General features: G+C 71.3%; 28 protein-coding genes and 1 tRNA gene. 14 read left to right on the forward strand and 15 right to left on the reverse strand.

Annotated elements, in window-relative coordinates; all coding sequences use genetic code 11:
• Positions 1 to 26 precede the first annotated feature (26 nt).
• A complete protein-coding gene (locus KUG41_RS05630; RefSeq protein ID WP_216901952.1) occupies positions 27 to 611 on the reverse strand; it encodes a thioredoxin family protein in 585 nt (194 codons plus the stop codon).
• 76 nt (positions 612 to 687) lie between these two features.
• On the opposite strand from KUG41_RS05630, the gene KUG41_RS05635 reads away from it, so the two are divergent.
• Positions 688 to 1,278 (forward strand): hypothetical protein, encoded by a 591-nt coding sequence (locus tag KUG41_RS05635; RefSeq protein WP_371734039.1) that lies wholly within the window; start codon positions 688 to 690, stop codon positions 1,276 to 1,278.
• A 41-nt stretch (positions 1,279 to 1,319) separates the two neighbouring features.
• Here KUG41_RS05635 and KUG41_RS05640 read toward each other — a convergent pair whose 3' ends face one another.
• Together KUG41_RS05640 and KUG41_RS16075 are read right to left on the reverse strand one after the other, a co-directional pair.
• Positions 1,320 to 2,018: a 4'-phosphopantetheinyl transferase superfamily protein gene (locus KUG41_RS05640; RefSeq protein WP_216901954.1), complete on the reverse strand. Its 699-nt coding sequence runs from the start codon at positions 2,016 to 2,018 to the stop codon at positions 1,320 to 1,322.
• Positions 2,018 to 3,514, reverse strand: a complete 1,497-nt coding sequence (locus KUG41_RS16075; protein ID WP_371734040.1) for an FAD-binding domain-containing protein — start codon at positions 3,512 to 3,514, stop codon at positions 2,018 to 2,020. The genes KUG41_RS05640 and KUG41_RS16075 overlap by 1 nt, the downstream gene beginning before the upstream one ends.
• A 29-nt stretch (positions 3,515 to 3,543) precedes the next feature.
• On the opposite strand from KUG41_RS16075, the gene fabI reads away from it, so the two are divergent.
• On the forward strand, positions 3,544 to 4,326 hold the full coding sequence (gene fabI, locus KUG41_RS05650) for an enoyl-ACP reductase FabI (protein WP_216901956.1): 783 nt from the start codon (positions 3,544 to 3,546) through the stop codon (positions 4,324 to 4,326).
• On the opposite strand, the gene KUG41_RS05655 is transcribed toward fabI, so the two are convergent.
• A complete protein-coding gene (locus KUG41_RS05655; RefSeq protein WP_216901958.1) occupies positions 4,313 to 5,542 on the reverse strand; it encodes a glycosyltransferase family 61 protein in 1,230 nt (409 codons plus the stop codon). The genes fabI and KUG41_RS05655 overlap by 14 nt on opposite strands.
• Positions 5,543 to 5,685: 143 nt before the next feature.
• Positions 5,686 to 6,312 carry a carbonic anhydrase gene (locus tag KUG41_RS05660; RefSeq protein WP_254216872.1) on the reverse strand — a complete coding sequence of 209 codons (627 nt, stop codon included), beginning with the start codon at positions 6,310 to 6,312 and terminating at the stop codon, positions 5,686 to 5,688.
• A gap of 68 nt (positions 6,313 to 6,380) precedes the next feature.
• Between KUG41_RS05660 and hisB the strand changes: the two genes are divergently transcribed.
• From hisB to KUG41_RS05675, 3 genes are all read left to right on the forward strand, one after another.
• Entirely contained in the window at positions 6,381 to 7,037 is a 657-nt protein-coding gene (gene hisB / locus KUG41_RS05665) for an imidazoleglycerol-phosphate dehydratase HisB (protein WP_216901960.1), read from the forward strand.
• Positions 7,038 to 7,106: 69 nt separating this feature from the next.
• Positions 7,107 to 7,277, forward strand: coding sequence for a hypothetical protein (locus tag KUG41_RS05670; protein ID WP_216901962.1), 171 nt, complete (start codon positions 7,107 to 7,109; stop codon positions 7,275 to 7,277).
• Between the two features lie 88 nt (positions 7,278 to 7,365).
• Positions 7,366 to 8,889, forward strand: coding sequence for a carotenoid oxygenase family protein (locus tag KUG41_RS05675; protein WP_216901964.1), 1,524 nt, complete (start codon positions 7,366 to 7,368; stop codon positions 8,887 to 8,889).
• On the opposite strand, the gene KUG41_RS05680 is transcribed toward KUG41_RS05675, so the two are convergent.
• Positions 8,878 to 9,042 carry a Nif11-like leader peptide family RiPP precursor gene (locus tag KUG41_RS05680; RefSeq protein WP_216901966.1) on the reverse strand — a complete coding sequence of 55 codons (165 nt, stop codon included), beginning with the start codon at positions 9,040 to 9,042 and terminating at the stop codon, positions 8,878 to 8,880. The genes KUG41_RS05675 and KUG41_RS05680 overlap by 12 nt on opposite strands.
• A gap of 66 nt (positions 9,043 to 9,108) precedes the next feature.
• Between KUG41_RS05680 and KUG41_RS05685 the strand changes: the two genes are divergently transcribed.
• Positions 9,109 to 9,405 carry a YciI family protein gene (locus KUG41_RS05685; protein ID WP_216902030.1) on the forward strand — a complete coding sequence of 99 codons (297 nt, stop codon included), beginning with the start codon at positions 9,109 to 9,111 and terminating at the stop codon, positions 9,403 to 9,405.
• A gap of 3 nt (positions 9,406 to 9,408) precedes the next feature.
• On the opposite strand, the gene rdgB is transcribed toward KUG41_RS05685, so the two are convergent.
• Together rdgB and KUG41_RS05695 are read right to left on the reverse strand one after the other, a co-directional pair.
• Entirely contained in the window at positions 9,409 to 10,044 is a 636-nt protein-coding gene (gene rdgB, locus KUG41_RS05690; protein WP_216901968.1) for an RdgB/HAM1 family non-canonical purine NTP pyrophosphatase, read from the reverse strand.
• A complete protein-coding gene (locus KUG41_RS05695; RefSeq protein ID WP_216902032.1) occupies positions 10,044 to 11,513 on the reverse strand; it encodes a phosphoglucomutase/phosphomannomutase family protein in 1,470 nt (489 codons plus the stop codon). The genes rdgB and KUG41_RS05695 overlap by 1 nt, the downstream gene beginning before the upstream one ends.
• Positions 11,514 to 11,627: 114 nt before the next feature.
• Between KUG41_RS05695 and KUG41_RS05700 the strand changes: the two genes are divergently transcribed.
• A complete protein-coding gene (locus KUG41_RS05700; protein WP_216901970.1) occupies positions 11,628 to 13,181 on the forward strand; it encodes a TM0106 family RecB-like putative nuclease in 1,554 nt (517 codons plus the stop codon).
• Here the strand turns inward: KUG41_RS05700 and KUG41_RS05705 are convergent.
• Both KUG41_RS05705 and pyrE read right to left on the reverse strand, forming a co-directional pair.
• Positions 13,115 to 14,086 carry a folate-binding protein YgfZ gene (locus KUG41_RS05705; protein ID WP_254216873.1) on the reverse strand — a complete coding sequence of 324 codons (972 nt, stop codon included), beginning with the start codon at positions 14,084 to 14,086 and terminating at the stop codon, positions 13,115 to 13,117. The genes KUG41_RS05700 and KUG41_RS05705 overlap by 67 nt on opposite strands.
• Positions 14,087 to 14,106: 20 nt before the next feature.
• The gene (gene pyrE, locus KUG41_RS05710; RefSeq protein WP_216901972.1) at positions 14,107 to 14,700 is read right to left on the reverse strand and encodes an orotate phosphoribosyltransferase; all 594 of its coding nucleotides are present in this window, start codon (positions 14,698 to 14,700) and stop codon (positions 14,107 to 14,109) included.
• A 104-nt stretch (positions 14,701 to 14,804) separates the two neighbouring features.
• Between pyrE and KUG41_RS05715 the strand changes: the two genes are divergently transcribed.
• Together KUG41_RS05715 and KUG41_RS05720 are read left to right on the forward strand one after the other, a co-directional pair.
• Positions 14,805 to 15,365 carry an Occludin/ELL family protein gene (locus KUG41_RS05715; protein WP_216901981.1) on the forward strand — a complete coding sequence of 187 codons (561 nt, stop codon included), beginning with the start codon at positions 14,805 to 14,807 and terminating at the stop codon, positions 15,363 to 15,365.
• A 22-nt stretch (positions 15,366 to 15,387) separates the two neighbouring features.
• A tRNA-Ile gene (locus KUG41_RS05720) sits at positions 15,388 to 15,460 on the forward strand.
• Positions 15,461 to 15,466: 6 nt separating this feature from the next.
• Here KUG41_RS05720 and KUG41_RS05725 read toward each other — a convergent pair.
• Positions 15,467 to 16,132, reverse strand: a complete 666-nt coding sequence (locus KUG41_RS05725; RefSeq protein ID WP_216901983.1) for a Fe2+-dependent dioxygenase — start codon at positions 16,130 to 16,132, stop codon at positions 15,467 to 15,469.
• A 94-nt stretch (positions 16,133 to 16,226) separates the two neighbouring features.
• On the opposite strand from KUG41_RS05725, the gene KUG41_RS05730 reads away from it, so the two are divergent.
• From KUG41_RS05730 to KUG41_RS05740, 3 genes are read left to right on the forward strand one after another with little or no spacing between them, the layout of a single operon-like run.
• A complete protein-coding gene (locus tag KUG41_RS05730; RefSeq protein ID WP_216901985.1) occupies positions 16,227 to 16,439 on the forward strand; it encodes a hypothetical protein in 213 nt (70 codons plus the stop codon).
• Between the two features lie 42 nt (positions 16,440 to 16,481).
• Positions 16,482 to 17,756, forward strand: a complete 1,275-nt coding sequence (locus KUG41_RS05735) for a hemolysin family protein (protein ID WP_216901987.1) — start codon at positions 16,482 to 16,484, stop codon at positions 17,754 to 17,756.
• 35 nt (positions 17,757 to 17,791) lie between these two features.
• Positions 17,792 to 18,784, forward strand: a complete 993-nt coding sequence (locus KUG41_RS05740; protein WP_216901989.1) for a Gfo/Idh/MocA family protein — start codon at positions 17,792 to 17,794, stop codon at positions 18,782 to 18,784.
• Here the strand turns inward: KUG41_RS05740 and KUG41_RS05745 are convergent.
• Entirely contained in the window at positions 18,781 to 22,053 is a 3,273-nt protein-coding gene (locus KUG41_RS05745; protein ID WP_216901991.1) for a glycoside hydrolase family 15 protein, read from the reverse strand. The genes KUG41_RS05740 and KUG41_RS05745 overlap by 4 nt on opposite strands.
• 79 nt (positions 22,054 to 22,132) lie before the next feature.
• Between KUG41_RS05745 and KUG41_RS05750 the strand changes: the two genes are divergently transcribed.
• The gene (locus KUG41_RS05750; protein WP_216901993.1) at positions 22,133 to 22,861 is read left to right on the forward strand and encodes a WecB/TagA/CpsF family glycosyltransferase; all 729 of its coding nucleotides are present in this window, start codon (positions 22,133 to 22,135) and stop codon (positions 22,859 to 22,861) included.
• Between the two features lie 31 nt (positions 22,862 to 22,892).
• On the opposite strand, the gene KUG41_RS05755 is transcribed toward KUG41_RS05750, so the two are convergent.
• Positions 22,893 to 23,051, reverse strand: coding sequence for a photosystem II reaction center protein K (locus KUG41_RS05755; protein ID WP_216901995.1), 159 nt, complete (start codon positions 23,049 to 23,051; stop codon positions 22,893 to 22,895).
• A gap of 33 nt (positions 23,052 to 23,084) precedes the next feature.
• Complete coding sequence (gene tgt, locus KUG41_RS05760; RefSeq protein ID WP_216902036.1) at positions 23,085 to 24,218, reverse strand: tRNA guanosine(34) transglycosylase Tgt; 1,134 nt, start codon at positions 24,216 to 24,218, stop codon at positions 23,085 to 23,087.
• Here tgt and KUG41_RS05765 point away from each other — a divergent pair.
• Positions 24,118 to 25,095: an adenosylcobinamide-GDP ribazoletransferase gene (locus KUG41_RS05765; protein ID WP_371734043.1), complete on the forward strand. Its 978-nt coding sequence runs from the start codon at positions 24,118 to 24,120 to the stop codon at positions 25,093 to 25,095. The two genes, tgt and KUG41_RS05765, sit on opposite strands and share 101 nt — an antisense overlap.
• Here the strand turns inward: KUG41_RS05765 and KUG41_RS05770 are convergent.
• A complete protein-coding gene (locus tag KUG41_RS05770; RefSeq protein WP_216901998.1) occupies positions 25,055 to 26,185 on the reverse strand; it encodes a sensor histidine kinase KdpD in 1,131 nt (376 codons plus the stop codon). The two genes, KUG41_RS05765 and KUG41_RS05770, sit on opposite strands and share 41 nt — an antisense overlap.
• Positions 26,186 to 26,550: the final 365 nt, after the last annotated feature.

Below are 26,550 nucleotides of genomic sequence, written 5' to 3' on the forward strand. Positions count from 1 at the left end.
GGTCTGGGGAGCCCGCCGCCCGCCGTTCAGGCGCCGAACCAGGGGGGCTCGGCCCCGGGATGCCATTTGATGTTGCAGCCGATCGCCGGACGCTGGGGTTCCGGCACCGGTCGCCCCGCCAGCACGGCCCCCAGGGCGGCCCGCAGATCCCTGCCGTCGCAGGGGCTGCCGCCGGGACGGCTGCTGTCCAGCTGGCCCCGGTAGGCGAGCCGGTGGGCGGCGTCGAACAGGAAGGGGTCCGGGGTGCAGGCGGCCCGGAAGGTCCGGGCCACGCTCTGCTCCGGATCGTGAAGGTAGGGGAAGGTCCAGCCGTGGGTCCGGGCCTGGGCAGCCATGCCCTCGGGGCCGTCCTGGGGATGGCTGGCGGTGCTGTTGCTGCAGATGGCGATCAGGCTCAGCTTGCCGGCCAGATCGGCCTGCAGCCGCGTCAGTTCCGCCTCCACGTGCTTCACGAAGGGGCAGTGGGGGCAGAGGAACAGCACCAGCACCGGCCGTCCGGCCAGGCTGGCGCCCTCGATCCCGCCACCGATGACCGGCCGCAGTCCCTCCTCCATCGCCGCCAGCGGCAACGGGGTGCCCAGGGGCAGCATGGTGGAAGCGGTGAGGACCATGGGATCTGCCTCCCTTGCTGCAGAGCGCAGGCGAATGCCGGGTAAGGATGATCCTCGCCGACGCTCGCCCCGCTCTGTGCCCTTCTCGGGACTGCCGGCCCCGCGCCTGCCGGCTGCAGCCCTGGTGGCCGTTCTGCTCGCCGTTGCGATCGGTGGCTGTGTGCCCGCCGAGCAGCGCCCGAGCGGTTGGGTCTACCCCCTGCCGCGGCACCAGCCCGATGACGGCCTGGCGGTGGTGAACCGGCCCGGCGGGGAGGGGTTGCACATCTGGATCGAAACCGACACCAGCCAACCCGGCCTGTGCCGGCCCCGCTGGATTCCCGATCCGGCCCGGCTGCGGGGCGGCAACGGCCCCCACCCCAGCAGCTTCGGTCTCGCCCCGCGGGAGGAGTTCTTCCAGGCCCAGGAGCGGGGGCCGGTGCGGCTGGCCCTGCGGCGCCAGGCGGAGGGCCTCTGCCGCCGGCGGGCCCCCCGCAGCGTCTTCGTCTGGGAGCCGCCGCCCCGCAGCGCGGCCGACTATCGCCCCCCGGTCCTGCCCCTGCTGGAGGAACCCGAGCTGCTCAGCACCCCCCGGGCGATCCGGCGGGCGGAAAAGAAGCTGCTGGGTCTGCCCCTCACCCCGGACGATCTCGAGGAGCCCCTGGAGGCCCACCCCGGCGGCCTCTGAGGGGCCCCAGGAGGCTTCGTGTCAGGCGCCTCCAGTCGTCCTCAGGCCAGGGCCGCGGCGCCCACATAGCCCAGCGGGAGGGCCAGGGGCCAGACCTCCCCCGTGCTGCCGGCCCGCTGCGGTTCGATGCCGAACAGCCCCAGGCCCCTGGCTTTCAGCTGTGCCTCCAGCCGGCACCAGGCCGCCAGGAAGGCATCCCCCCGGTCGCGCTCCGGCAGGGCCCGGATCGCTTCCCGCTCCGCCGCCGCCAGGCAGCGCCGGGCGATCCCCTCCCACTCCGGCACCGGGCGCAGCCGCTCCACATCCACCCCCACCTCCCGGCTGGGATGGAAGCCCAGCAGGATCAGATCCCCCGAGTGGGACACATTGAAACGGGGTGGGGGGGCCTCCCCTTCCGGCCCTGAGCTGCTTCGCGTCATCAGCTCCGGCTTTCCGTACGGTCCGTTCCCGATGGCGACGGCAGCCGGTTCCCGGCCCAGCCAGGACCCCAGCATCAGGCGCAGCAGGCCACGCCCCAGCAGGAAGCGTTCGCGATCCTCCTGCCGTCGCAGTTTCTCCAGCCGGAGCGCCTCCGCCGGATCCAGCAGGCCCTGCAGGGGTCCGGCCAGCGCCCGGGTGCCGGGCGCACGCCGATCGATCAGCAGCAGTCTGGGAGGCGATTCCGGCCCCGGCCATGCTCCCGGCGGTGCCGCCATCCCGGGGGCATCCGCTCCGGGCCAGGGCTCGGGAACGAGGCCCATCAACGGCCGTCCCCCCGGGGCAGGAGGCGCCAGACGGCGGGCTCGGCGGTTCCCCAGTAGCGGCTGAAACGACGCAGATCGAGGCGAGACTCCGGGTCGTCCGGCAGGGGCACGAAGGGATCGGGCGCCAGCACCTGCACCGGCAGGGCCGCGGCGATCCGGGCCCGCACCCCCTCGAAGCGGGGGTCCACCGCCTGGCTGGTGATCACCCCATCGGCCCCCAGGCGGCGGGCGAAGCTCACCACCTGCTCGGCCACATCTCCCCAGCGGATCGTCACCGGCAGCTCCAGCAGGCATTCGTAGAGAAACACCAGTCGCTTCCGGCTCAGGGGGCTGGCATCACCGCTCCGCCCTCCCGTGGTGGCGGTGCCCCCGGTGATCAGCTCCCTGTCGAAGACGAACAGGGCCGGCGCACCCGGGTGCTTCCGCAGGGCGGGGTTGGCGGGACCAAGGGCTTCCCCGTGGATCCAGAGCACCGGCTGTCGGGGGGTGTCGCCGCCGGGGCCGCCAGCGGATCCCTGCCAGGGCTGCGTCGGCGTGGCCCGGGCCAGATCCGTCGCCGCCGGCGGGAACAGCCGGGCCTGGAGCGTCTCATAGCTGGCCTCGAAGGGGCAGCCGCTTGCCGCCCGCCCGCAGCTGCGGCAGAAGCGGCTGCCGCCGAAGCGCTCCAGATTCGCCCGGTTGAACAGATAGGGCTTGCTGCCGAAGCTGCTGGCCACCCACTGCCAGCTGAGGTTGTTGCTGGCCGGATCGCCGTCCAGCAGGTGCTGCAGGAACCAGCGGGCCCCCGCCTGCCAGCGCACCCGACGCCAGTGCACCACGTAGGCCGCCAGCCACATCCGGGCGTGGTTGTGCAGCCAGCCGACGCCCACCAGATCGGCGGCGAAGGCGTCCATGCAGGCCAGGCCGGTCCGGCCCTCGCGAATGTCGGCCGGAAGTTCGCTGGTGTAGGCCGCAGCGGCGTGGCCGGTCTTCAGCGGCTCCCGGTCGTCCCAGATGCCGTCGCCCCAGCGCCGCCAGAGGCGCTGCCAGTAGTCGCGCCAGCCCAGCTCGCTGATCAGCTTCCCTCCCTGCCGCTGGGCCTCTGCCCCCGTCAGCCCCTTCTCCCCCAGCCGCCGGAACACGGCATCCCGCACCTCCGCCAGGGTGAGCACCCCGTGGCGGATGTAGGGGGACAGGCCGGTGACGGCGCCATCGAGGTGGTTGCGGCTGGCGCCGTAGGCGGCGGGATCGATCGTCCCCAGAAGTCGCAGAGCTTGCCGGCGCCCGCCTCGGATCGGCCCCGGGGCCTGGCCGTGGCCGGCATCCGATCGCGCTCCTGCGCCAGCGATCCGCCGCTCCAGCTCCTCCACCAGCGCGCCACGGCTGACGAAGTGACGCGGCAGGTCACCCACGGCGTCTCCCCAGTCGAGGTCCTGACCCTCCAGCGCCATGGCATCGGAGACCGGATCGGGGCAAGGCGCCGCAGCGGGTGGGGGAGAATCGCCGGATCGCACTGCTTCGCCCTCCGGCACCCTGAACCCCCATGCTCCTCGATCTGCGCGGCAAGAAGGCTCTCGTCACCGGCATCGCCAACAACCGCTCGATCGCCTGGGGCATCGCCCAGCAGCTGGCGGCGGCCGGCTGCGAGCTGGGCGTCACCTATCTGCCCGATGAGAAGGGCCGCTTCGAGGCCAAGGTGCGCGAGCTCACCGCGTCCCTGAACCCCACCCTGTTCGAGCCCCTGAACGTGCAGGATCCGGCCCAGATCGAGGCCGTGTTCCGGCGCATCGGCGAGCAGTGGGGCCAGCTCGACGTGCTGGTGCACTGCCTGGCCTTCGCGGGCAAGGAGGAACTGGTGGGTGACTACAGCGCCATCAGTCCCGAGGGGTTCGCCCGGGCCCTGGAGGTGAGCGCCTATTCCCTGGCCCCCCTCTGCCGCGGCGCCAAGCCCCTGTTCAGCGAGGGCGCCAGTGTGATCACCCTCAGCTACCTGGGGGCCGAGCGGGCCATCCCCAACTACAACGTGATGGGCGTGGCCAAGGCGGCCCTGGAGGCCTCGGTGCGTTATCTGGCGGCTGAGCTCGGCCCCCAGAAGCAGGTGCGGGTGAACGCCATCAGCGCCGGTCCGATACGCACCCTGGCCAGCTCCGCCATCGGCGGCATCCTCGACATGATCCACAACGTGGAGGAGAAGGCCCCCCTGCGTCGCACCGTCACCCAGGACGAGGTGGGCAGCACGGCCGCCTTCCTGGCCAGTCCCCTGGCCAGCGGCATCACCGGCCAGGTGATCTATGTGGACGCGGGCTACTGCATCACCGGAATGTGAGCACCCGGCGCAGGAGGCGCCCCAGCCGCTGGCGGAGACGGGCGCCAGGCCAGGCCCGCCTGCGCACGGCGGCACCGGGCGCCACGAGGAGGTGGTGGATCAGCCCCCGGAGGATCCCCTTCACCTGGATGTCGCTGCAGTCATCCACGACCGCCTCGACGTAGCTGGCCAGCAGCGGCTCCATGACCTCGGGGCTCAGACCGCCGGCCGGGACCAGCTGGCGGGCGAGGCTGGCGATGTCGGCAAGGTTGTGGGATTCCCAGTCCTTCTCCGAGGTGAGTCGCTCGCCGATCAGTGCATCGAGGACACGCCAGCGCAGCCCCGGGGTCTCCGGCAGCAGCCGCCGCAGCTGCGCGCACATCCAGTGCCCCTCACGGCGCCTGAGGATCACGCTGATGCGGGTGCCGGGCCGCAGGCGGCTGAACCAGAGGAGGTAAAGGGCGCTGCCATCCATGAAGACCAGGTCGCGGGCCTGGGAGTAGCTGCGGATCTGGTCGGCGATGCTGTGGCGTTCAGGTTGATAGAGCCCGTATCCGGCATCCGTCAGCACCCGGTCCAGCACCACGTCGCCGATCAGGCGCCCCATGGGCATGGGCAGTCCGCTGCGGCTGACGTAGAGCTTCTCTGGCGCCGGTTGTCTGCCGGCCTCGGCCTCGGCCGGGATCCTGTAGCCGGCCAGCAGGGAGCGCATCAACCGGCGGCAGTCGCAGCCGAGATGGGCGTTCCAGGCCGGTTCGTCGTAATCAAACCCCCAGCTCTGGGCCGGGATCAGCAGCTGCTCGAAACGTACCGGTTCACGCAGGATCCGGATCCGTTCCCGGGGCAGCCCGAGGGCCACGAGCACCTCGTCCATGTAGGGGGAGAGGTCAGTGGTGGGCTCCAGCCAGCGGGAGACGAAGAAATGCACGCAGGCGTTCCCATCCCGCAGCCCGCTGATCAGCTCCCGCGCCGGTTCCCGGGCCGATGCCGGCAGGCTGGCCGGGTCGCCGAGCCACCACAGCCGGCCCAGGCATTCGTGCAGGAAGTGACCGAAATGCTTGATCAGGTTGCCGCCGAAGATCGCCGGACCCTCAATGCACCTGCCCCCGTTCCGGGCCTCAGGCACCGCAGCGGCAAGCCGGTTGTCGTCGAGATCCGCGTCCTGGCGCCGCGGGGGTGTTCTGACGGCATGCAGGGCCTCGACGACGATGTCGCTGGCCTGGGGATCCCACAGCACCCCATCGGTGTATCGGGTCTGGGCGGTGACCGGCAGCTCCGGCAGGGCCAGGATCCCCCGTGCGTCCCGCAGCAGTGGAGAGGCGATGGCGGGCGTCCTTTGCCTGGAGGCCCGCTCAACCTAGGTGGGGTGTGCAGCGGGGCTCAGGCCTGGGGCATGGGCATCAGGGCGCCCATCCACTCGATGCTGGTGGTGTGGAGGTTGTAGTAGGCGGCTTCCACCTGCAGGCGGCCGCTGCGCAGCCGGTCGGTGAGCATCACGCTGGAGTCCACCAGGTTGCGGGCCGCGTTGAGCACGTGGTGGCGGCAGGCCTGCTCCAGGTCCTCCTCGGCCCCCAGACTGAACAGCTCCATGCGCAGCTGGCCCACCACCTGGGCCAGGCTCGGGGTCAGGGTGAGGCTGCGGTCGAAGGCGGCGGAGATCGCCCCGCAGGCGGCGTGGCCCAGCACCACGATCACCGACACCTGCAGGTGACTCACCGCGTATTCCAGCGAGGCGATGGCCGCCACCGTGCTCATGGTGCCGGCGTTGCGGACCACGAACAGGTCGCCGAAGCCGGTGTCGAACAGCAGCTCCACCGGCACCCGCGAATCGGCGCAACCCAGGATCGCCGCCACCGGGTGCTGGCCCGTCTCCACCTCCAGCATCCGGCTGCGGTCGCTGTGGGGATGGAGCAGATGCCCATCCAGGAACCGCTGGTGTCCCTCCCGCAGCTGGTCAAGGATGGCCCTGGGGTCGGGGTGCATGCAGGGGTCGTGATGGCGGCGCATCACCCCACCACCGGAGCCGTCGTCCTGCCGTAGCGCTGCACACCAGGCGTTCCCGGAGAGGCTTTGGCATGATTCGGATTCGGTCCATCGCTTCAGCCCGCGTGTCCATCAGCCCCCCACGCACCGGCGAGGTCCATCGGGTCACCGGCGAAACCGACGTGCATGTGGCCCTCGATCTGGATGGCACCGGCCGCTGCCAGGTGGCCACCGGCGTGCCTTTCCTCGACCACATGCTCCACCAGCTGGCCAGCCACGGGTTGGTGGATCTGAAGGTGAGCGCCAGTGGCGACACCCACATCGATGATCACCACACCAATGAGGACGTGGGCATCGCCCTGGGCCAGGCCCTCGCCCAGGCCCTGGCGGATCGGCGCGGCATCCGCCGCTTCGGCCATTTCCTGGCCCCCCTCGACGAGGCCCTGGTGCAGGTGGCCCTCGACTGCTCCGGCCGGCCTCACCTCAGTTACGACCTCACCATTCCCGGCCAGCGGATCGGCACCTATGACACCGAGCTGGTGCGCGAGTTCTTCGTGGCGGTGGTCAACAACGCCGGGCTGACCCTGCACATCCGCCAGCTGGCGGGGGTGAACTCCCACCACATCGTCGAGGCCTGTTTCAAGGCCTTCGCCCGGGCCCTCGATCAGGCCGTGGAGATCGATCCCCGTCGCGGTGGTGCTGTTCCCAGCAGCAAGGGAGTGCTGGAGCGGGCCGGCCACGCAGGTTGAAGGTCCGGCGCGGCCGCTGAGGCCAACCGCTCGCACCGCGATTAACATCGATCCAGACGTCCGGATTCCATGCGCAACCCCCTTCTGCTTGCGGCGGGCGTGGCCGCGGCCACCGTGGCCGTGATGGCCTTCGGCTCTCCGGCCCGGGCCGCCGACTGCCCCCCTGGCCAGGTTCTGGAGGCCCCCTGCGCCGCTCCCCAGCCCCCTTGCCCGGCCACAACGCCGCCCTGCGACCTCTGAAAAGGGCGGGTCACCGGCCCACGGCTTCATACTCCGTCACGTGATGATGGAAAAGCGCCTGGCGCTTTTTCTCCCGTGGGCTGATCCGATGACCGTTGCTCCCTCCTCTGCCGCGGCATCCACGGCGCCCACGCCGGCCAGCCCCTACGACCGTGCCGACTGGGCCAGCGCCTTCCGCAACGTCAGCCTGGAGTTGAGTGACGAGGCCGTGGTCGCCGCATGCGGCACGGTCCCGGCCGAACTGAGCGGCACCCTCTATCGCAACGGTCCCGGCCGCCTCGAGCGCGACGGCCACTGGGTGCATCACCCTTTCGACGGCGACGGGATGATCACCGCCCTGCGCTTCGACGCCGGTGGCGTTCACCTCAGCAACCGCTTCGTCCGGACCGAGGGCTGGCAGGCAGAGGAGCAGGCCGGCCGCTTCCTCTACCGCGGTGTCTTCGGCACTCCCAAGCCAGGCGGCCCCCTGGCCAATGCCTTCGACCTGCGGCTCAAGAACATCGCCAACACCCATGTGGTGCGCCTCGGCGACCAGCTGCTGGCCCTGTGGGAAGCCAGTTCTCCCCACGCCCTCGATCCGGTCAGCCTCGAAACCCGTGGCCTCAGCCTGCTGGATGGGGTGCTCAAGCCCGGTGAGGCGTTCAGCGCCCACCCCCGCTTCGAACCCGGCCATCACGGCGATCGCCGCATGGTCACCTTCGGCGTCAAGGCGGGACCCCGCAGCACCATCCGGTTGATGGAGTTCGCGGCCTCCGGCCCCGACGCCGGCCGCCTGATCGCCGACAGCCAGCACAGCTTCGGCGGCTTCGCCTTCCTGCACGACTTCGCCATCACCCCCAACTGGGCGGTGTTCCTGCAGAACGCCATCGACTTCAACCCGCTCCCTTATCTCCTGGGTCGCAAGGGCGCCGCCCAGTGCCTCAAATCCCGTCCCGGCGCCCGCGGTCAGTTCTGGCTCATCCCCCGTCAGGATGGGGCCTTCGCCGGCCAGGAACCGCGGATTCTGGAGGCACCGGAAGGCTTCGTGTTCCACCACCTCAATGCCTGGGAGGACGGCGATGCGGTGGTGGTCGACAGCATCTTCTACGCCGATTTCCCTTCGATCGGACCCGACCAGGACTTCCGCGAGGTGGACTTCGATCGCATCCCGGAGGGTCTGCTGGAGCGCTCCCGGCTTGATCTGGCCAGCGGCAGCGTCACCACCACCCGGCTGAGCGAGCGCACCTGTGAATTCGCCATGGTGCCTCCCGCCCGCGTGGGCCTGGAGAGCCGCTATGCCTGGATGGCCGTGGCCGAGCGGGAGCGGGGCAACGACCCCCTGCAGGCCCTGATGAAGCTCGACCTGGCCAGCGGCGAGCAGCGGGTCTGGAGTGCGGCGCCCCGTGGGTTCGTGAGCGAGCCGGTGATGGTGCCGCGGCCGGGAGCCACCGCAGAGGACGACGGCTGGGTGCTGTGCCTGGTCTGGAACGGTGCCCGCTGTGCCAGTGATCTGGTCATCCTGGAGGCCGGCACGATGGCGGAGCAGGCCGTGCTGGAGCTGCCCCTGGCCATCCCCCATGGGCTGCACGGCAGCTGGGTGGGGGCCCCGCTTCAGTCCGACTCAGCCGCGTGAGAAGCGCGTGTAGGTGGCCGGTGAGAACACATGACCTTCGCTCAGGGCGATGGCCACGACCGCGTCGGGGTCGGCGGCTGCATCCACCCGGGCCTTGAGGGCGGGATCGGCCGTGACCTTGGCAAGGAAGGCGCTGAGCTGGGATTTCGACATGGAATCTCTGAAATCGGACTGACTCCGTCCTAATGCCTGGCCTGCTGTCGGTGCATGCTGGCGTCCATGGCCTGGTTCATCAAGACCGAGACGTTCCGGTGGTCCCACGCGGAACTCCTCCCCCACCTCCGTGCCCATCACCGCTGGGTGGAACGCCTGAGGCAGGAGGGGATCGCGATCAGCAGCGGCTATCTCGTCGATGACCAGGGACGGCCCGGTGGGGGCGGCCTGCTGCTGCTGCAGGCTGAGGATCACGCGGCCGCCGAGGCCCTGGTGCGTGAGGATCCCATGGTGCTGAGCGGGGGTGTCGACTGGCGCCTGCAGGGCTGGAAGCCGGCGGTGGGGGACCTGGGGGCACTCTGAGGGTCAGGGGGATCCGTCGCCGGCCTGCAGCACTGCCCTCAGCCGCGGTTCCAGCAGGGCGAAGGCCCGGCCCCGATGGCCAAGACGGCTCTTCAGGGATCGGTCCATCTCCGCGTAGCTCAGGCCCGTTTCCGGCACCAGGAACACCGGGTCGTAGCCGAAGCCGCCGCTCCCCCGGGGAGCGTCCAGGATCAGCCCGCCGCAGTGGCCCTCCACCTCCAGCCGGATGGTGCCGGAGGGATCGGCCACCGCCAGGGCCGCCACGAAGTCCGCCCGGCGATCGGCCGGCTGGCCCCGCTCCGCCCGCTGCCGCTCGACCTCCCCCAGTTCCCGCAGCAGCCGCTCAATCCGGGCTGCGTCGCTGTCCGCGTAGCGGGCCGAATGCACGCCGGGGGCGCCGCCGAGGGCGGCCACCGCCAGACCCGAGTCGTCGGCCAGGGCCCAGCAGCCCGTGGCGCGGGCCACGGCTTCCGCCTTCAGACGGGCGTTGGCGGCGAAGCTGCTGCCCGTTTCCTCCACCTCCATGCCCTCTGGCTGGGGGCGCACCTCCAGAGGCAGGCCGGCGAGCAGGTGGGCGAATTCCCGGATCTTGCCGGCGTTGCCGCTGGCGATCACCAGCACGGTGAGCGGCGATGTCATCAGATGCTCTCCGCCAGCCAACGCGCCCAGGCCAGCACCGCCTGCACCCGATCGCCGTCGGGGGCCTCGCAGTAGAGCCGCAGCAGCGGTTCGGTGCCCGAGAAGCGCAGCATCAGCCAGTGGCTGGCCCCCATGCGCAGCTTGACGCCATCGGTGCGGTTCACTGCCATCACCGCTGCCCCGGCCACCTCCCGGGGTGGATCCTGGGCCAGCAGGGCCTCCAGCCGGGCCCGGCTGGCCATGTCCGGCAGGCGCAGATCCAGACGGTCGTAGACGCTGGCGCCACCGCAGCGCTCCTGCAGGGCCGCCAGGCGGGCGCCCAGGGGCAGGCCCCCCTCCACCAGCGCCTCGATCAGCAGCAGGGCGGCGAACAGGGCATCCCGTTCGGGCAGGTGGATGCCGAAGCCCACCCCTCCCGATTCCTCGCCCCCCACCAGCACCCGTCCGCTCAGCATCTCGGCGGCGATGTACTTGAAGCCCACCGGCATCTCGATCACCTGCCGGCCCAGGTCCTCGGCCACCAGGGCCATCAGGTCGGAGCCGCTGACGGTCTTCACGACGCTGCCTTCGAGCTGCCGGGCCCGGGCCAGGTGGTCGATCAGCAGGGGCATCAGCAGCTGGGTGCTGCAGAAGCGGCCGTTCTCGTCCACGGCGGCGATGCGGTCCCCGTCGCCGTCGAAGACGATGCCCACCGTCGGCCGGCCCGCCGCCGACGCCTGACGCACCTCGGCGATCAGCTGCTCCAGATAGGGCGCCAGCGGTTCGGGGGGATGGCCGCCGAAGAGCGGATCCCGCTCCCCCCGGATCTCGCGGATCACGCCGGCGGCGGCGCCGGCTTCCCCCAGGAGGGCTGGCAACCCACCGGCGGCGGAACCGTGCATGGGATCCACGATCACCTGCAGACCGATGGTCGCCAGGCCCTCCACCAGGGCGGCGGCGTCGATCTTGCCGCCCAGTCCCGCCAGGTAGGTGCCCATGGCATCGAAACGTTCCGTGGTCCCGGCGATCGGCACGCTGATCCCGCCCGCCTCCAGGCGCCGCTCCACCCGGGCGGTGAAGTCGCCTTCCACCGAGCCTCCGAACGGTCCCTTGATCTTCAGCCCCAGCCATTCCGGCGGGTTGTGGCTGGCGGTGATCACCAGGGCCCCCAGGGCCCGCCGTTCCACCACCGCCCAGCTGCAGGCCGGGGTGGGCACAGGGGCGGCCGCCAGCACGGGCACCAGCTCGGCCCCCCTCACGGCGGCGGCGATCGCTTCGGCCAGCTCCGGGGCCAGGAAGCGGCGGTCGTAGCCGATCACCACCTCACGGCTGTCCAGGCCGGCGGGGGCGCTGGCGGCCAGCTCCCGGGCCGCGGCAGCCGCCACCGGCAGCAGGCGCTCCATGGTGATGTCCACGCCGAGGATGCCCCGCCAGCCATCGGTGCCGAAATGGATCGGTCCGGCCGCGAGGGGCAGGGGGGCGGAGGCCATGGCGCGGCGCGGACGCAGGGAAGGGTCAGGCCGGTCGTAGCAGGCCGGCCCCTTCCGGTGGCCGGAGCGGGTGCCGGCCTGATGGCAGGCCACCGTCCCTCCTAGCCTGCGGCCATGTCCCAGTCTTCGGACGCGCCCGTTCTCACCGACCGTCTGCTGCGCAGCTGGGTGCGCTGCCGCCGCCGCGCCTGGCTCGACCGCCATGGCCCCACCCGAGAGCGGCAGTGGAGCGCCCACCGGGCCCTGGCCCTCGACGACCAGTTGCGCAGCTTTCAGAGCCTGCTGCCCCAGCGTCCCGGCCATGGGGAGGAGGCCTGCCGGGCCGGTGAGCCCGGAGTGGTGGGTCTGCGGCTGGTGGGCACCGGCCCCCGCGGGACCCGCCTGGAGGCCCATCCGAGCCTGCTGGAGAGGGTGGAGGGGCCCAGCTGCTGGGGGGCCCACAGCTACCGGCCCGTGCTGGCCCGCCAGGGCCGCCGCCTCACCCGGGAGCACCGTGTGCTGCTCGCCCTCTGGGGAAGGCTGCTGGCGGAACGGCAGCGGGCCCCCGTGCCCCATGGCCTGGTGGTGGCGGGTGCCGACCGGGGGCTGGAGCGGGAGCGGCTGGCCCTGGGCACCGGCCTGCAGCGCCAGCTCTATGAGAGCCTGGAGCGGCTGGACCTCGATCTGGCACGCAGCGAGCCGCCGCCCCTGGTCAGCGACCGCAAGAAGTGCACCCTCTGCAGCTGGCGTGGCGCCTGCGATCGGGTGGCCGCCGCTGAAGGGCACCTGAGCGAAGTGAGCGGCATCGGCGGCAAGCGCCGCGAACTGCTGCTGGCGCTGGGCATCACCAGCCTCGGCCAGCTGGCGGCGGCCGATCCGGACCGCCTGGCCGAAGACCTGGCCCAGCATGGGGAACAGCACCGGGAGGTGGCCCCGAAGCTGGTGGCCCAGGCCCTGGTGCAGCGGGAGGGAGGCCCCAGGCGGTGCGAAGCCGACCCCACCCCCGCCCTGCCCGAGCTGGCCGAGGCCCCCGGCGTGCTGCTCTACGACATCGAATCCGACCCCGACGCCCGCGACGACTTCCTCCATGGCCTGGTGAGGCTGGAGCGGGGAGCCGACGGGCGCTGGCCCGAGGCCCCGGGCCCGGGGGAGAGCCTCGGCCGCTACCAGCCCCTGATGGCCCTCCAGGAGCACGGCGAGGAGCGGCTCTGGCGGCGGCTGCGCACCCTGCTGGCCCGCTACCCCGACTGGCCCGTGCTCCATTACGGCGAGACCGAGTCGATCGCCCTGCTGCGCCTGGCCGAGCGCCAGGGGGCCTCCGAGCGGGAGCGGGAACGGCTGCGGGCCCGGCTGGTGGACGTGCACCACCGCCTGCGGCGCCACTGGCTGCTGCCGGTGAACAGCTACGGGCTCAAGGCCGTGGCGGGCTGGCTCGGGTTCACCTGGAGCCAGAAAGGGGTCGACGGTGCCCGGTGCCTGCTCTGGTGGCGGCAGTGGCGGGAAGGTTCCGAAGGGCCGCGACGCCCGAGCCGGCGCGCCCTGAGCCGCAAGCTGCAGCGCATCTTCCGCTACAACCAGGACGACAGCCTGGCCACCTGGACCGTGGCCCGCTGGCTCCTGGATCAGGAGGGCGACCTGCCGCCGGCACCCACCGGCGGAGGCTCGAAGGCCGGCGGCACCGAGAGCTGAAGCTGGGGGCCAGGGCCTGCCCCGGCCACCAGTTGCGTTTCTCCCAGGCAGACCCGGCGCACCAGGGCCAGGCCGATCCAGCCGCCCCCCTCGGGGAGCTCCAGACACGAGGTGATCAGGCCCGCCCGGCCCCCCTGCCCGTCGAGCAGCGGGGTGCCGGCAGCGATGCCCCCCGGGGGAGCAGTGGCGGCGTGCCAGCGCCGCAGCTGCCGCTTGACCCCGTCATAGGTGGCGAGCTTGGCGAGGGTCTCCTGCCCCACGTAGCAGCCCTTGCTCAGGCTCACCCGGGCGGCGAGTCCCAGTTCGAAGGGGTTCGTCTCCTCGTTGATCTCCCCCGGCACTGCCGGCAGCCCCTGCTGGAGTCTCCAGCGTTCCTGCTCCTGTGGGTCCAGCGGCCGCCGCCCGTCCAGCCAGGCGGGGAGAGGGGCGTCGGCCGGTAGCAGCACGGCCTCCCCCAGCCGCCAGCCCGGTGCGCCCTCAAGGGCGCTCCAGGTGCCGGCGGCCGTCGGGTCGGGCCGCTCCGTGCCCAGGGGCTGATGCAGCACGGCCGCCGTCACGGGGCCGAGCCGCACCCGGTCGGCGGGAAACAGCACCCGGTCGAGGGCGGTGTGCACCGCCTGTGGATCCCCGGCGACGATCGCCAGCCAGGCACCGGTCCCGTCCACCAGCACCTCGGCCACCGCCCGCATGCGGGCGGTCGGGCCGATGCAGCAGGTGCCCAGCCACTGCCCGGGCCTGGCGCCCTCCAGGTCCTGGCTGGTCTGGCCGTGCAGCACCCGGAGGGTGTCAGGCCCCTCGAGCCGCACCAGCCCCACCGGGCGGGACCAGCGGCTGGCGGCCGCTGGCGCCCACGTCCATGGCCAGGACTCGGCGCTGGAGGGGGTGGGCATGGAGGAGGAGCTCATGGCGTTGCCGGGCGCGGAGATCAGCCTGCCGGGCCGGCCAGGCCAGCGGCGGTGGCGGCCACCTCCTCGAGCAGGAAGAGGCTGCGCAGGTCGAGCCCGGCCTCCTCCATCGCCTCGGCCCCGCCCTCCTGGCGGTCGACAATCGCCACCACACGATCCACCCGGTAGCCCGCTTCCTGCAGCTGGCTCACCGCCTTCAGGGCCGAGCCGCCGGTGGTCACCACGTCCTCCAGCACCGTGATCCGGCTTCCGGCCGGCGGCAGGGGCCCCTCCAGCCAGGCCCCGGTGCCGTGGCCCTTGGCCTCCTTGCGCACGATCAGGGCGTCGAGGCAGCGGCCCTCGAGGGCGGCCTGCAGGGCCACCGCACTCACCAGCGGGTCGGCCCCGAGGGTCAGCCCCGCCACCGCGACGGCTTCCGCCTCGACCTCCGCCAGCATCCGCCGCCCGAGCAGGGCCAGGCCGGTGCCGCTGAGACTCACCGGTTTGCAGTTGACGTAGTGCTCGCTGTGGCGGCCCGAGGCCAGGGTGAAGTCGCCCAGCCGGTAGGCCCGCTCGGCCAGCAGGGCGAGCAGGGTGGAGCGCTGTTGGCCGGGGGCGGCGGGCAGGGAGACCATCGGTGGCAGCAGGTGGGCGGCAGGAGTGGGAAAAGGAATGGTTGGAAGCGTCAGAGGTCGCTAACCTGCGGGCAAATCGCCCCTGAGTCGGGGCTTGTGCCCCCATGACAGCACCGATCCTGGCAGTGTCCGCGCCCCTCTCTCGCTCCACGCGGCGCCCCGCCTCCCCTCGCCTTGCGGTCTTTCTTGCGCTGGCCCCGCTTGCGGTCGCCGCACCGGTGGCTCCCGCCCTGGCCGGTCCGGTGCTCTGCACCACCACCCTCGAAGCACCTTCCCCAGTGTCGTTCGGCACCGGTCCGGTGGAGGTCACCCGCTGCGGCGTGACCCGCTCGGTCCCCGAGCTGATGGAGCAGCGCTATTACAGCTATTCGGCTCCCTATGCCTCGGGCGTCAACCTGCTCCATCAGGTCACCGACGTTTTGGGACTCTCGATCCCTGGTCGGGACGGCGGCAGGGTGGTGGCCTTCGGGTTCCCCGATCAGAACATTGTCTGGGACGGTTCGGCCATCGAGAACACCTACGAGGTGATCCTCAGCGATCAGCACACGTTGATGCCGTTGCGCACCTCTGACATCACCAACGGCTACGGCGGCAGCCTCGGGGCCGCCGCTGCCGCCCGTCCTCCGGCCACCACCTGGACCCCGCCGATCCGGGGACTCTGGTGATCCGGCCTTTCGCGGGCGAGCCGGGGGTCTAGCAATCTGGTGAATGCAGCGAACTCATAATTCGCCTTAGGCGAGTTCGATCCTCGCGACCCCCATTCCCCTCATTCCCCCCACATCCTCAGCAGGTTGGTGTAGCTGCGGGTGATGAGGTCGAAGATCTCTTCCTTGCCCTGCTCCCGGAACAGGGCCCGGCGGGCGGTGTCGAGCTCGAAAAGCAGCGCACGCCGGTCGCTCCGGCGGATCCGGCTCTGGATCCAGCCCACCGCCACGAGCCGTTCGCCTCCGGTCACCGGCTCCACCCGATGCAGCAGGGAACTGGGGTACACCAGGGCATGGCCGGCCGGCAGGCGGACGGCACTCTCCCCGCCCGGATCCTCGAGCACCAGGTCTCCCCCCGAGTACCGGTCGGGATCGCTCAGGAACAGGGTGAAGGAGAGGTCGGAGCGGCCACCGACCATGTAGGCGTTGTCCACGTGGCGGCCATAGCCCTCACCCATGCCGCAGCGGCTGAAACGCAGGTTGTGGAGCTGCACCGGCAGGGCGGCGGCCTGCAGCAGGGGATGCTGCAGGAGATGGCCGCTGAGGGCGGAGGCGAGGGTCTGGTGCAGATCGGAGTGGGGATCCAGCTGGCGGTTCCGCTTCACCCCCCGGGCATGCCAGCCGGCCGTTTCCGCGCCGTCCCGCCAGGGGGTGCCTTCCTCCAGCAGGGCCTGGCGCAGCTCTTCCACCTGCCCGTCGCTCAGCAGCGGTTCCAGCCGGAAATGCATCGTCCGATGTCCGATCGGTCACCTGCCAAGGTCGCATCGGATCGGCTGCCGGGGCGGGCCGGCGCCACGATTGCAGCTGCTTCCGCGTCCTGCCATGGCCCGTTCCAGCGTCGCTCTTTTTCTGGTCACCACCGGGCTGATCACGGCCACCTTGGGCTGTGCCCAGCCCCCTGGACCGAAGGAGGGCGAAGGGAATGGTTCCGACATGAGCTCACCGGCACCTGCCCAGCCTGAGGCGGGAGCACCGGCGAAGGCGCCCCAGGAGGCCGGGGAGGGTGGCGAAGGCGGCGAGGGCGGCGAAGGCTGAGCCGGCCGGCGGGGCCTAACCTGCTGCCACGACCCCCCCTCGATGCGTTTCCTGGTCCTGGCGATCCTGCTGGCCCTGCTGGCCTTCTTTGCCGCCGGGGAGTTCGCGTTGATTCGTCTGCGTCCCAGCCGGGTGCAGCAGTTGGAGGAGGCCGAGGAGCCTGGGGCCCGCTCGGTGGCCCGACTGCAGCACCGGCTGCGGCGGGTGCTGGTGGCCACCCAGCTCGGTCTGGTGCTGGCCCTGCTGGCCATGGGCTGGCTGGCCCGGGGGCTGGCGGAGCAGGTGGCGGGCTGGATGGGCTGGAGCGAACAGGCCTGGATCGATGCCGCGGTCTTCCTGGCGCTGGCCCTGCTGGCCACCCTGGTGGGCGGTCTGCTGCCCAAGGCCTGGGTGCTGCATCGCCCTGAGGTGTCGGCCCTTCAGCTGGCGCCGCTGCTGGAATCGCTCACCCGCACCCTGGCGCCGTTGCTGATCCTGATCGAGCGCCTCAGCGGCGGTCTGCTCAGGCTGCTGGGACTGCCTCGCAACTGGGATGAGCTGGTGCCCGCGCTCTCGGCCGGAGAGCTGGAGACCCTGATCGAGAGTGGTGGCGTCACCGGCCTGATGCCCGACGAGCGCAGCATCCTGGAAGGGGTGTTTTCCCTGCGGGACACCCTGGTGCGCGAGGTGATGGTGCCCCGCTCCGGCATGGTCACCCTGCCGCTGGAGGTCACCTTCGCCGAGATGATGGAGTCGGTGCATGCCAGCCAGCACGCCCGCTTTCCGGTGATCGGCAGCTCCCTCGATGACGTGCGCGGCATGCTCGACCTGCGCCGGCTGGCCGAGCCGATCGCCCGCGGCCTGCTGCGACCGGAGACCCCCCTGGCCCCCTGGATCCTGCCGTTGGCCCAGGTGCAGGAGAGCGCCTCGCTTGCTGATCTCCTGCCCCTCATCCGCAGTGGTCATCCCCTGCTGGTGGTGGTGGATGAGCACGGGGGAACCGAGGGTCTGGTCAGCGTCGCCGACCTCACCGGCGAGATCGTCGGTGAAGATGACGACCCCCTGGAGACCGCCCAGGACCTCTTCCCGCTCGTCGACGGCAGCTGGTCGGCGGCGGGGGACCTGGAGATCGTGGAGCTCAACCGCCAGCTGGGTCTGCAGCTGCCTGAAGCGGAGGGCCACCACACCCTGGCCGGCTTCGTGCTCGAACGTCTCCAGCACATCCCCTCCCCGGGCGAGGGAATGCGCTGGCAGGGAGTCCGCATCGACGTGCTCACCATGGACGGCCCCCGCATCGAGCGGCTCCAGATCACCCTCTCGAGCATGGACGGAGCCTGATCATCGATAATGCGCCCACCTGCTCAGCCCCTGCCATGAACCCGGTGCGTGTGGGTGTCATCGGCATCGGCAACATGGGCTGGCACCACGCCCGGGTGCTGAGCCTGCTGCGGGATGCGGAGCTGGTGGGGGTGGCCGATCCCCATGAGGCCAGGGGAAAACTGGCGGTGGAGCAGTTCGACTGCCGCTGGTTCCCCACCTACGAAGCCCTGCTCGGTGAAGTGGAGGCCGTCTGCATCGCTGTTCCCACCCTGCTCCACCACCGGGTCGGCATGGCCTGCCTGCAGGCGGGGGTGCACGTTCTGATCGAGAAGCCGATCGCCGCCACCCAGGAGGAGGCCGCCGACCTGATCCGCGCCGCCGAGACCGCCGGGCGCCTGCTGCAGGTGGGCCACATCGAGCGCTTCAACCCCGCTTTCCGGGAGCTGCTCCGGGTGGTGGCCGATGAGGAGGTGGTGGTTCTCGAAGCGCGCCGCCACAGTCCCAACGCTGATCGGGCCAACGACGTGTCGGTGGTGCTCGACCTGATGATCCACGACATCGACCTGGTGCTGGAGCTGGCCGCTTCCCCGGTGGTGCGGCTCGCTGCGGCTGGCGGCCGCAGCTCCGATGGCCCGATTGACTACGTCAACGCCACCCTCGGCTTCGCCAACGGCGTGGTGGCCAGCCTCACGGCCAGCAAGATGGCCCACCGCAAGATCCGCAGCCTCAGTGCCCACTGCCGCAGCAGCCTGATGGAAACGGATTTTCTCAACCGCAACCTGCGCATCCACCGCCGTTCCCATGAATCGGTCAGCGCCGATCACGGCGAGCTGCTCTACCGCAATGATGGCTTCATCGAAGAGGTGAGCACCACGTCGATCGAGCCCCTCTACGCGGAACTCGAGCACTTCCTCCAGTGCGTGCGCGGCCGGGAAACTCCTGCGGTGGATGGTCTGCAGGCCTCGCGGGCCCTGCAACTTGCCGACCTGATCGAACGGTGCGTCGAGCAGCCCAACCTGTGCATGACCCTTGAGGCTCCGATCTAGGCCACCAGCACCTCTTCGGTGAGTTCCTGAAGGGCCAGCAGTTGCCAGCGGCGGCAGTCGGCGGGAGATGAGCCGTAGAAGAGATCCCAGGCCTCAGCCTTGTGCTGGCCGTAATCGGCTGCCCTCACCTCGGGGTGACGCTGTTGCCAGCCCACCCGGACCGCGTGGCCGATCACCACATCGAGGGCGAGATCGTCGTCGAACTGCACCTGGGGGTTGGCGGCCACGAAGGCCATCAGGGTGAGCAGGGTTTCGATGCAGAGCCGGCGGTATTCCGGCGCCTCGATCTTGCTCAGCAGATGCTCCACCAGGATGGCGAAGTTCTTTTCGCCGGGCGTTTTCTCCCGCAGCAGGGGGGTACTTGCCAGCCGGTTGCGGCGCTCCAGCTTGTCGCCGATCACGATGCCCCGGCAGTGGTGCAGCAGGTCCCAGATGCCCGCGTAGAAATCCTTCGGCACCCGCTGCAGCGCTCCCAGGCGCATCCGGTGCTGCAGCCAGCCCCCGTCCTTGGGCAGTTCGGCCAGGGGATTGGGGACCTCCCAGCGCACACGTCCGCGCAGGTGCAGCTGTTCCTTGCGCTGCAGGGAGGCCCGGGCGTGTTCCACATCGGCCAGCACCGTCTCCAGCCGGCGTCGGATGGCATGGGGCGGCAGGCCGCAGAGGGTCTCGAAGGCCTCGCTGGGCCTGAGATTGGCCTCCGCCGCCAGCTCTCCGGTGAGCAGCAGCAGCAGCTGACCCAGCTGCAGGGTCAGGCTGCCGCTGAGCAGGTTCACATCGGAGCGGGCCAGGCCGTCGAGGGCCAGCAGAAGTTCCTGCTGGAGCATCCATTCCCGGCCGTCCTCGCCGCTGAAGCGGCGGATCATCGCCGCGATGGCCAGGCTGCCCTCCGGGCGGGTGAGCAGGGAATCGCGGGTGTAGTTGCGACCCACCACCACCTGCTTCTGCCGCACCAGCAGATCGGTGAGGGCGTCCTCGAGCTGGGGGTGCACCAGCCCCATGGCGCCGGCGGCGCGGCGCACCACGCTCCAGTCGGCGTCGACCAGGGCGCGGCGGTAGACCTCCTCCAGCAGCACCATGAGGCGCACGCCCTGGCCGCTGCGGGGCCCCTGCAGCCGGGCGTTGGGGCCCAACCGACGACTCAGCAGCTCCAGCACCTCCGCCTGTTCCTCCAGGGAGTGGCTGCCCCAGAGCCGCTCGACCAGATGGGTCAGGGGCACCTCCTCGAGCTCCTGCTCCTGGAGGGCGGTGAGGGGCTTGTGGCTGGCACTGGCCGGCAGCAGGGTATGGCCGTCGGGCACCAGATCACAGGCCGCCAGGGCCTGGGGGGGCAGTTCGATGACGCTGGCCAGGGGCACCAGCTCCTCCAGGGACACCAGGCGGACAGGCACCGGGCCGAGCATCCCCCGCGCCAGGTCGCGGCCGAGGTTCAGGAACGCCTCCGGTTCCCGCCGGAACGGTCCGGCGGCGACCGGCACCAGCAGCAGCGGTGTCCCGGAACCCCGCCAGTGGCGCTGCAGCACCCGCACCTCGGTGACCACCGTGTCCACAAGCACATGGGCATCGTCGGCCAGATAGAAGGTGTCCTCCTCCAGCACCGCCGGCAGGAAACCGATCAGCTCCCCGTCATGGCGATAGAGCCGGGCGGTGGCATGGGTCTCCATCCGCACCGCAGGGTGGCCGGACAGGCCCAGCCGACCGTTGGCGCCCACCGTCGCCAGACGGCGGGCCAGTTCGCGGGAGCTGGCCACGCGCAGGGAGGGTGTCCCGTCTCCGGTGCCCGCCTCGTCGCCCGCAGGGGCATCGCCCTTCCGGACGGGCGGCACCTGCACCGGCAGACCGGCGGCAGCCAGGGCCGCGGCGATCGTGGCATCGGCGGGCGCCAGGGCCACCAGCACCTCCTCGGAGCCCAGGCGGGACGGGTGGCGCCGGCCGCAGGGATCGAGGTCGTCGGGGGTGATCAGGCCGCTCAGCAGCAGATCCGACAGCCAGGTGAGGCTCTGGGTCCAGAGCAGGGGAATGTTCTCGTTGGGAACCCGTTTCTGGCTGCCGGGCTGACGCCTCTCGGACTCGATCTGCCTGGCCGGCACCAGATAGAGCTCCGGCAGCAGGGCTTCCCCGTCGACCATCACACTCAGCTCCTCCAGGCTGCGGCGCCACTGGCGGGCCTCGCTCCAGCGGCCTTCGCAGCAGGCGGTGATCAGCTCGTAGGCGAGGAACAGGGGCCACTCGCACTCGATGTGCTCGAACTGGGCCAGTTCCTCCCGCTCGTAATGGAGGCGGGTCACGTCTTCCACCACCGTCTGGTGGCCGTCGCGGAGAAAGCGCTTGTAGCCGTAGGACCCCGCCAGCTCACTGCGGATCTTCTTCCGGGTGCGCTCCACCAGGGCCGGATCCTCCACGGCCCAGGCGGGATAGCCGATCACCGAGAGGCAGGCGCTGTCGGCTTCCTTGCTGCCCGATTCCCGTGGCAGCAGGCCCCGCAGGGCGCGCCGCAGGCGCACGATGGCGTCATGGGGAATGGTCAGGCAGCCGCTGCCGTCGCCGTGGGGGCCGTAGAGATCGAGGCCGACCAGGGTCTCCAGGGCGGCCTTCACCATCCCGATCGAGCTGGCGTTGCGCTCCGGCAGGCCGTGGTTCCCCTTGTCGCCCCGCTCCCAGATGCCGTAGTCGGCCACCCGGTAGGCGCGGGCCACGTAATAAACGAGGTTCTGGAGGAAGTCCCGCTCGTGGCTGGTCTGGACAATCACCAGCCCGGAGCGGGTGAGCTGGGCCAGCTGCAGCAGGAACAGGGCGGTGGCGTCGAGCTGCAGGTGCCCCCAGCCGTCGTCTGCCACCACCGGATCGCCCGTGGCGGTCTCGAACTTGGCGTGGATCGCGTCGAGCCGGTCGAGGCTGGTCTTGAAGCGCTCCAGCTTGGCTGACTGGCGCATCATCGAGCGCAGCAGTCCCCGCATCAGCTGCAGCACCCGCTGGTCGAGTTCGAAGGCACGGCGACAGGGGCCCTCCAGCCGCCGGTAGGCCAGGGCCAGGCCCCAGACGCACTGAATCGAATACACACAGTCCCGCACCCAGGCGTCGCCGTAGTTGCCGTGCACCGTGCTGGCGGTGCTGGCAGGCAGCAGACCGGTGATCGGATGCTGGCGGCGCAGCACCACATGCTCGATCTGGCGGTCGAGGCGCTGGAGCAGCAGGCGGGCCTCGGCTTCGCTGGCAGGGGCCACCGGCCGTTCCGCCGGGGCCGGGACGTCAGGACTCGCCGTGGTGATCATGGGGCGCTCAGAACGGGGCGGGCTGGAGCCGGCCACCGGGGAATCTGGCCATAGATTCTCCCCGCCGTCGTTCCGTTCCATGGCAGCCATCGCGACTTCGCCGGTCCGTGCCCGTGTTCTGGGCATTCCCGTGAATGTAAGCAACGACGTGTTCCGCGATGCCGTGGCCCTCCATGACGCCGGCGGCGGTCAGATCGTCACGCTCAATGCCGAGATGACCATGGCCGCCCGGGCGGATCCCGCCCTGGGCGCGGCGATCGAGAACGCTCGGATGGTCATCCCCGACGGGGCCGGTGTGGTCTGGGCCCTGGGGCTCCAGTCCCGTCGGGTCCGCCGCAGCCCGGGGATCGAGCTGGCCCGCCGGCTGCTGGAGCACGCGGCCTCCTGCGGCTGGCGGGTGGCCCTGGTGGGGGCGAGTCCGGCGGTGATGAATCGCCTGCGCGACAGGCTGATGCACGATCTGCCAGCCCTGAAGCTGGTCTTCACTGTCCATGGCTACCAGACCTCCGAGGTCTGGCCCGGTCTGGAGAGCCAGCTGCTTCAGGCCCGTCCGGATCTGGTGCTGGTGGCCCTGGGGGTGCCTCGCCAGGAAACCTGGATCCAGGGATTGCCCCAGCCCCGCAGTGGCCTGTGGATGGGGGTGGGGGGCAGTTTCGACGTCTGGGCGGGTACCAAGAAGAGGGCCCCGGCCTGGATGGGGGCCCTGCACATCGAGTGGCTCTACCGCCTCGTCAAGGAACCCAGCCGCTGGCGCCGCATGCTGGCGCTGCCGGCCTTCGTGTGGGCGGTGCTGCGGGAACCCCGCTGAGGCGTCGCCGCCGTTGGGCGGCAGCGGGGATTCAGCGGAAGCCGACGGAGGCCTGCCAGACGAAGGCCAGCAGCAGGAAGAACAGGGGAATGATCGGCAGGATGTCCACCAGGGGGCCGAAGGCCTGGTAGGCCTCGGGCAGCTGGGCGAGGGAGTGGGGCGCGGAGCCGGCCAGCAGGGAGAGAACCATGCCTGGGGGGAGAACCATTGCGATGGCCGGAACCTACCACGTGTGTGCGGCCGGGGAGCCCGGCTCCCAGGGAGCGAAATCCTCTGCAAAACAACCCTGGCCGATGGCCTCCGCCATCGCTGTGGTGAAGCGCAGCAGGGTGGTGAGATTGTGGAGGCTCAGCAGGGTCCGGCCCAGCAGCTCCTCGCTCCGGAACAGGTGGTGGAGGTAGCTGCGGCTGTGCCGCCGGCAGGCCAGGCAGCGGCAGCTGGGATCCAGGGGACTGTGGTCGTGGCGGAAGCGGGCGTTGCGCAGGTGCCAGCGCTCCCCAGCCACCAGGGCGGTGCCGTGGCGCCCCAGCCGGGTCGGCAGCACGCAGTCGAACAGGTCGAAGCCGTTGGCCACGGCGATCGCCATCTCCCGCAGGCTGCCGACTCCCATCAGGTAGTGGGGGCGGCCCTCGGGGAGCAGGGGACCCAGCTGCCGCACCACCCGGTGCATCTCCTCCACCGGTTCTCCCACGCTCACCCCCCCCACGGCGATGCCGGGCAGGTCCATCGCCGCCACCACCCGGGCCGATTCGGCGCGCAGGTGGGGGAAGCAGCCCCCCTGCACGATGCCGAACAGGGCCTGGTGGCTGCTGCCGCCACCACCACCGTGGCTGGCGACGCAGCGCTCCAGCCAGTGGTGGGTGCGCCGGCAGGCTTCGGCCACGGCCGCCTCGCTGGCGGGGTAGGGGGGGCACTGGTCGAAGGCCATGGCCACGTCGGCCCCCAGGGCCCGCTGGATGGCCATGGAGCGCTCCGGGGTCAGGTCGATGCGCGAGCCGTCACGGGGCGAGCGGAACACCACCCCGTCGTCGTCGATCCGGTTGATGGCGTCGAGGCTGAACACCTGGAAGCCGCCCGAGTCGGTCAGCAGGGGCCCGTCCCAGCCCATGAAGCGGTGCAGGCCGCCGGCCTCGGCCACCACGGCTTCGCCGGGCTGCAGGTGCAGGTGAAAGGTGTTGGCCAGGACCATGCGGGCCCCGGTCTGCTCCAGCTGGGGGGTGCTGATCCCCTTCACCGTGGCGGCGGTGCCCACCGGCATGAACCGGGGGGTGCTGACGGTGCCGTGGGGGGTCTGGAAGCAGCCGCAGCGGGCCCGGGTGCGCGGGCAGCGGGCCGTGATCGTGAAGTCGAAGGCGATGGCGCCGTGCCGGCTCAGCGGTGACGCTACGCGGGGCTGCCGCGACGCCGGGCCAGCCGGCTGCGACGCTGGACGGGGTCTCCGCCGCTGCAGCCCCTTCCCCATGCCCCGCCGGAGCGCCCCACCATGGCTGCGGGATCTGGCAGGAGCCTGGATCTTCTACTCGGTGCTGCCGGCCTGGCCGGCGCCGGAACCCCGGTTCGAGCGCATCGCCCGCTTCGCCCCCTGGATCGGCGCCGTGCTGGGGGCTCTGCAAGGCCTGCTCTGGTGGGGGCTCGAAGGCCGGGTCCCCCTGCTGGCCCAGGTGGCCCTGGTGGTGGCCTTCGCCCTCTGGCTGAGCGGAGGACTGCACATGGACGGCGCCATGGACAGCGCCGATGGCCTGGCCGCCGGGGAGCGCTTCCTGGAGGCGATGGAGGACAGCCGGGTGGGGGCGAGCGGCGTGCAGGCCCTGGTGCTGCTGCTGTTGCTGCGCACCGGGGCCCTGGCGATGCTTGGCGGTGCTGCCCCGATGGCGCTGGTCTGGGCGGCGGTCTGGGGACGGGTGGCCCCCCTGCCTGCCATGGCCTGGTTCCCCTATCTGCGGGCCGGGGGCAGTGCCGCGTTCCACCGTGCCCACGGGGCCGGTCTGGCGGTGGAGCTGCGTCCCACCCTGCTGCTGCTGCCGCTGCTGCTGCTGCCCTGGCCGGGACTGCCGGGCTGGCCCGGACCCGTCGGCCTGGTGGGTCTGGTGCCGGCCCTGGTCGTTCCTCTGGTGCTGGGCCGGCGCCTGGGGGGCCATAGCGGCGACACCTACGGGGCCTGTGTGGAGTGGACCGAATCCTGGGGGCTGCTGCTCATCGCCGCGGCTCTGCGGATGGCGGGCGCGGCAGGCTGAGCCGGAAGGCATTGCCCTGCTCCGGCAGCGCCGGGTCCAGCTGTTGCGGCGGCACCACCAGCTCCAGATCGCCCCCCAGGCTGCGGGCCAGATCCCGACCCAGGGCCAGCCCCAGGCCGGTGCCGGGCAGGTCCTGGCCCCGCTCCCCCCGCACCCCCCGTTCGAAGATCGCCTCCCGTTCCGCGGCGGCGATGCTCGGCCCGCCGTCCCAGACCGTCAGCTGCAGCAGCTGGTCGTCCGTCGTCCCATGCAGCCCCACGGGGGCGCCCCGGGGGCTGTAGCGGAAGGCGTTCTCCAGCAGGTTGGCCAGGATCTCCGCCACCGATCCGCTGTCGCCCTGCCAGACGGGCAGGGCGACAGGCCCCTGCCAGCGGCGGCCCTGCAGGGCCGCCGTGGCTTCCGCCCGCTGCAGCAGCGGTTCCAGCAGCCGGGAGAGGGGCTGGCCTTCCGGCCCGCTCAGCAACGGCGGCAGCAGCAGGGGCTGGGGGGAGACGGAGGCGGTGAGCAGGCCGTCGGGGTGGACCAGCTCGCTGATGGCATCGACGTAGCGGTTGATCTGGCGCTCCTCGGCCAGGAGGCCCTTCACCAGAGACCGGTTGTCGTGGTCGGGGCCCATGCGTCGCAGCAGCAGATGCCCGAAGGTGCGCAGGGCGGTCAGGGGATTGCGCAGCTGGTGGAGCAGCAGCCCCAGCTGCTCCTGTCGCTGGGCCAGGCGCTGGCGCAGGTCCCTTGCCTCCAGGTCCAGCCGCAGGGATTCGTTGAGGGCCAGGGCGACGGCCTGCAGCCGCTGGGCGAGCGGGTCGGGCCAGGGGTAGCGGACGGTTTCCACCTGGAGGGCACCGAGCAGGCGCTGGCCATCCCGCAGCGGCAGCCAGCGCCGTTCCTCTGCGGGCACCCGCAGGCGGCTGACGCTGTCCACCGGAGGCAGGGAGCGCTCGTCGGCGGGCCAGTGACCTACGGGGATCAGGCTGGGCTGACCCTCTTCCCCCTGGTGGGTGACGTACACCACCAGCGACCGCACTTCCGGACAGTCGACAAACTGGCCGAGCTGGTACCCCACCAACGCCAGAAACCGCTCCGAGACAGGCATCACGACCTGATGCAGGGATCCTGTAAGGAAATTTTCTGTAAAGGCGTGTCGAAACGCAAAAAAAGTTTTAAGCTCTTGGTAACGACCACTACTTCGCAGTCCTCGGACGGGCGGAAAGTTGCCGTCGTAACGGCCATAGTTGCGCTTTACCCGCATCCAAGGCTACAGCAGAGGCAGATGCGTACCGCTTCTGTTCCGGCCACCCTCCGGGGTACCGGCGTTACCGACGGTGATCCTCCCCGACCCGCCTCAGGTCGACAGACGTATGGACGTGGGCCCGCCATCCCCAGGGGTGGCGGGCCCGAGATGGTGTTTGGTGCCGGCTCCCGCCGTCCGCTGAGCCTCTGCCGTCGCCCCCACCCCAG

Source organism: Synechococcus sp. CCY 9618 (genome assembly GCF_019038415.1).
Taxonomy (GTDB): Bacteria; Cyanobacteriota; Cyanobacteriia; order PCC-6307; family Cyanobiaceae; genus Cyanobium.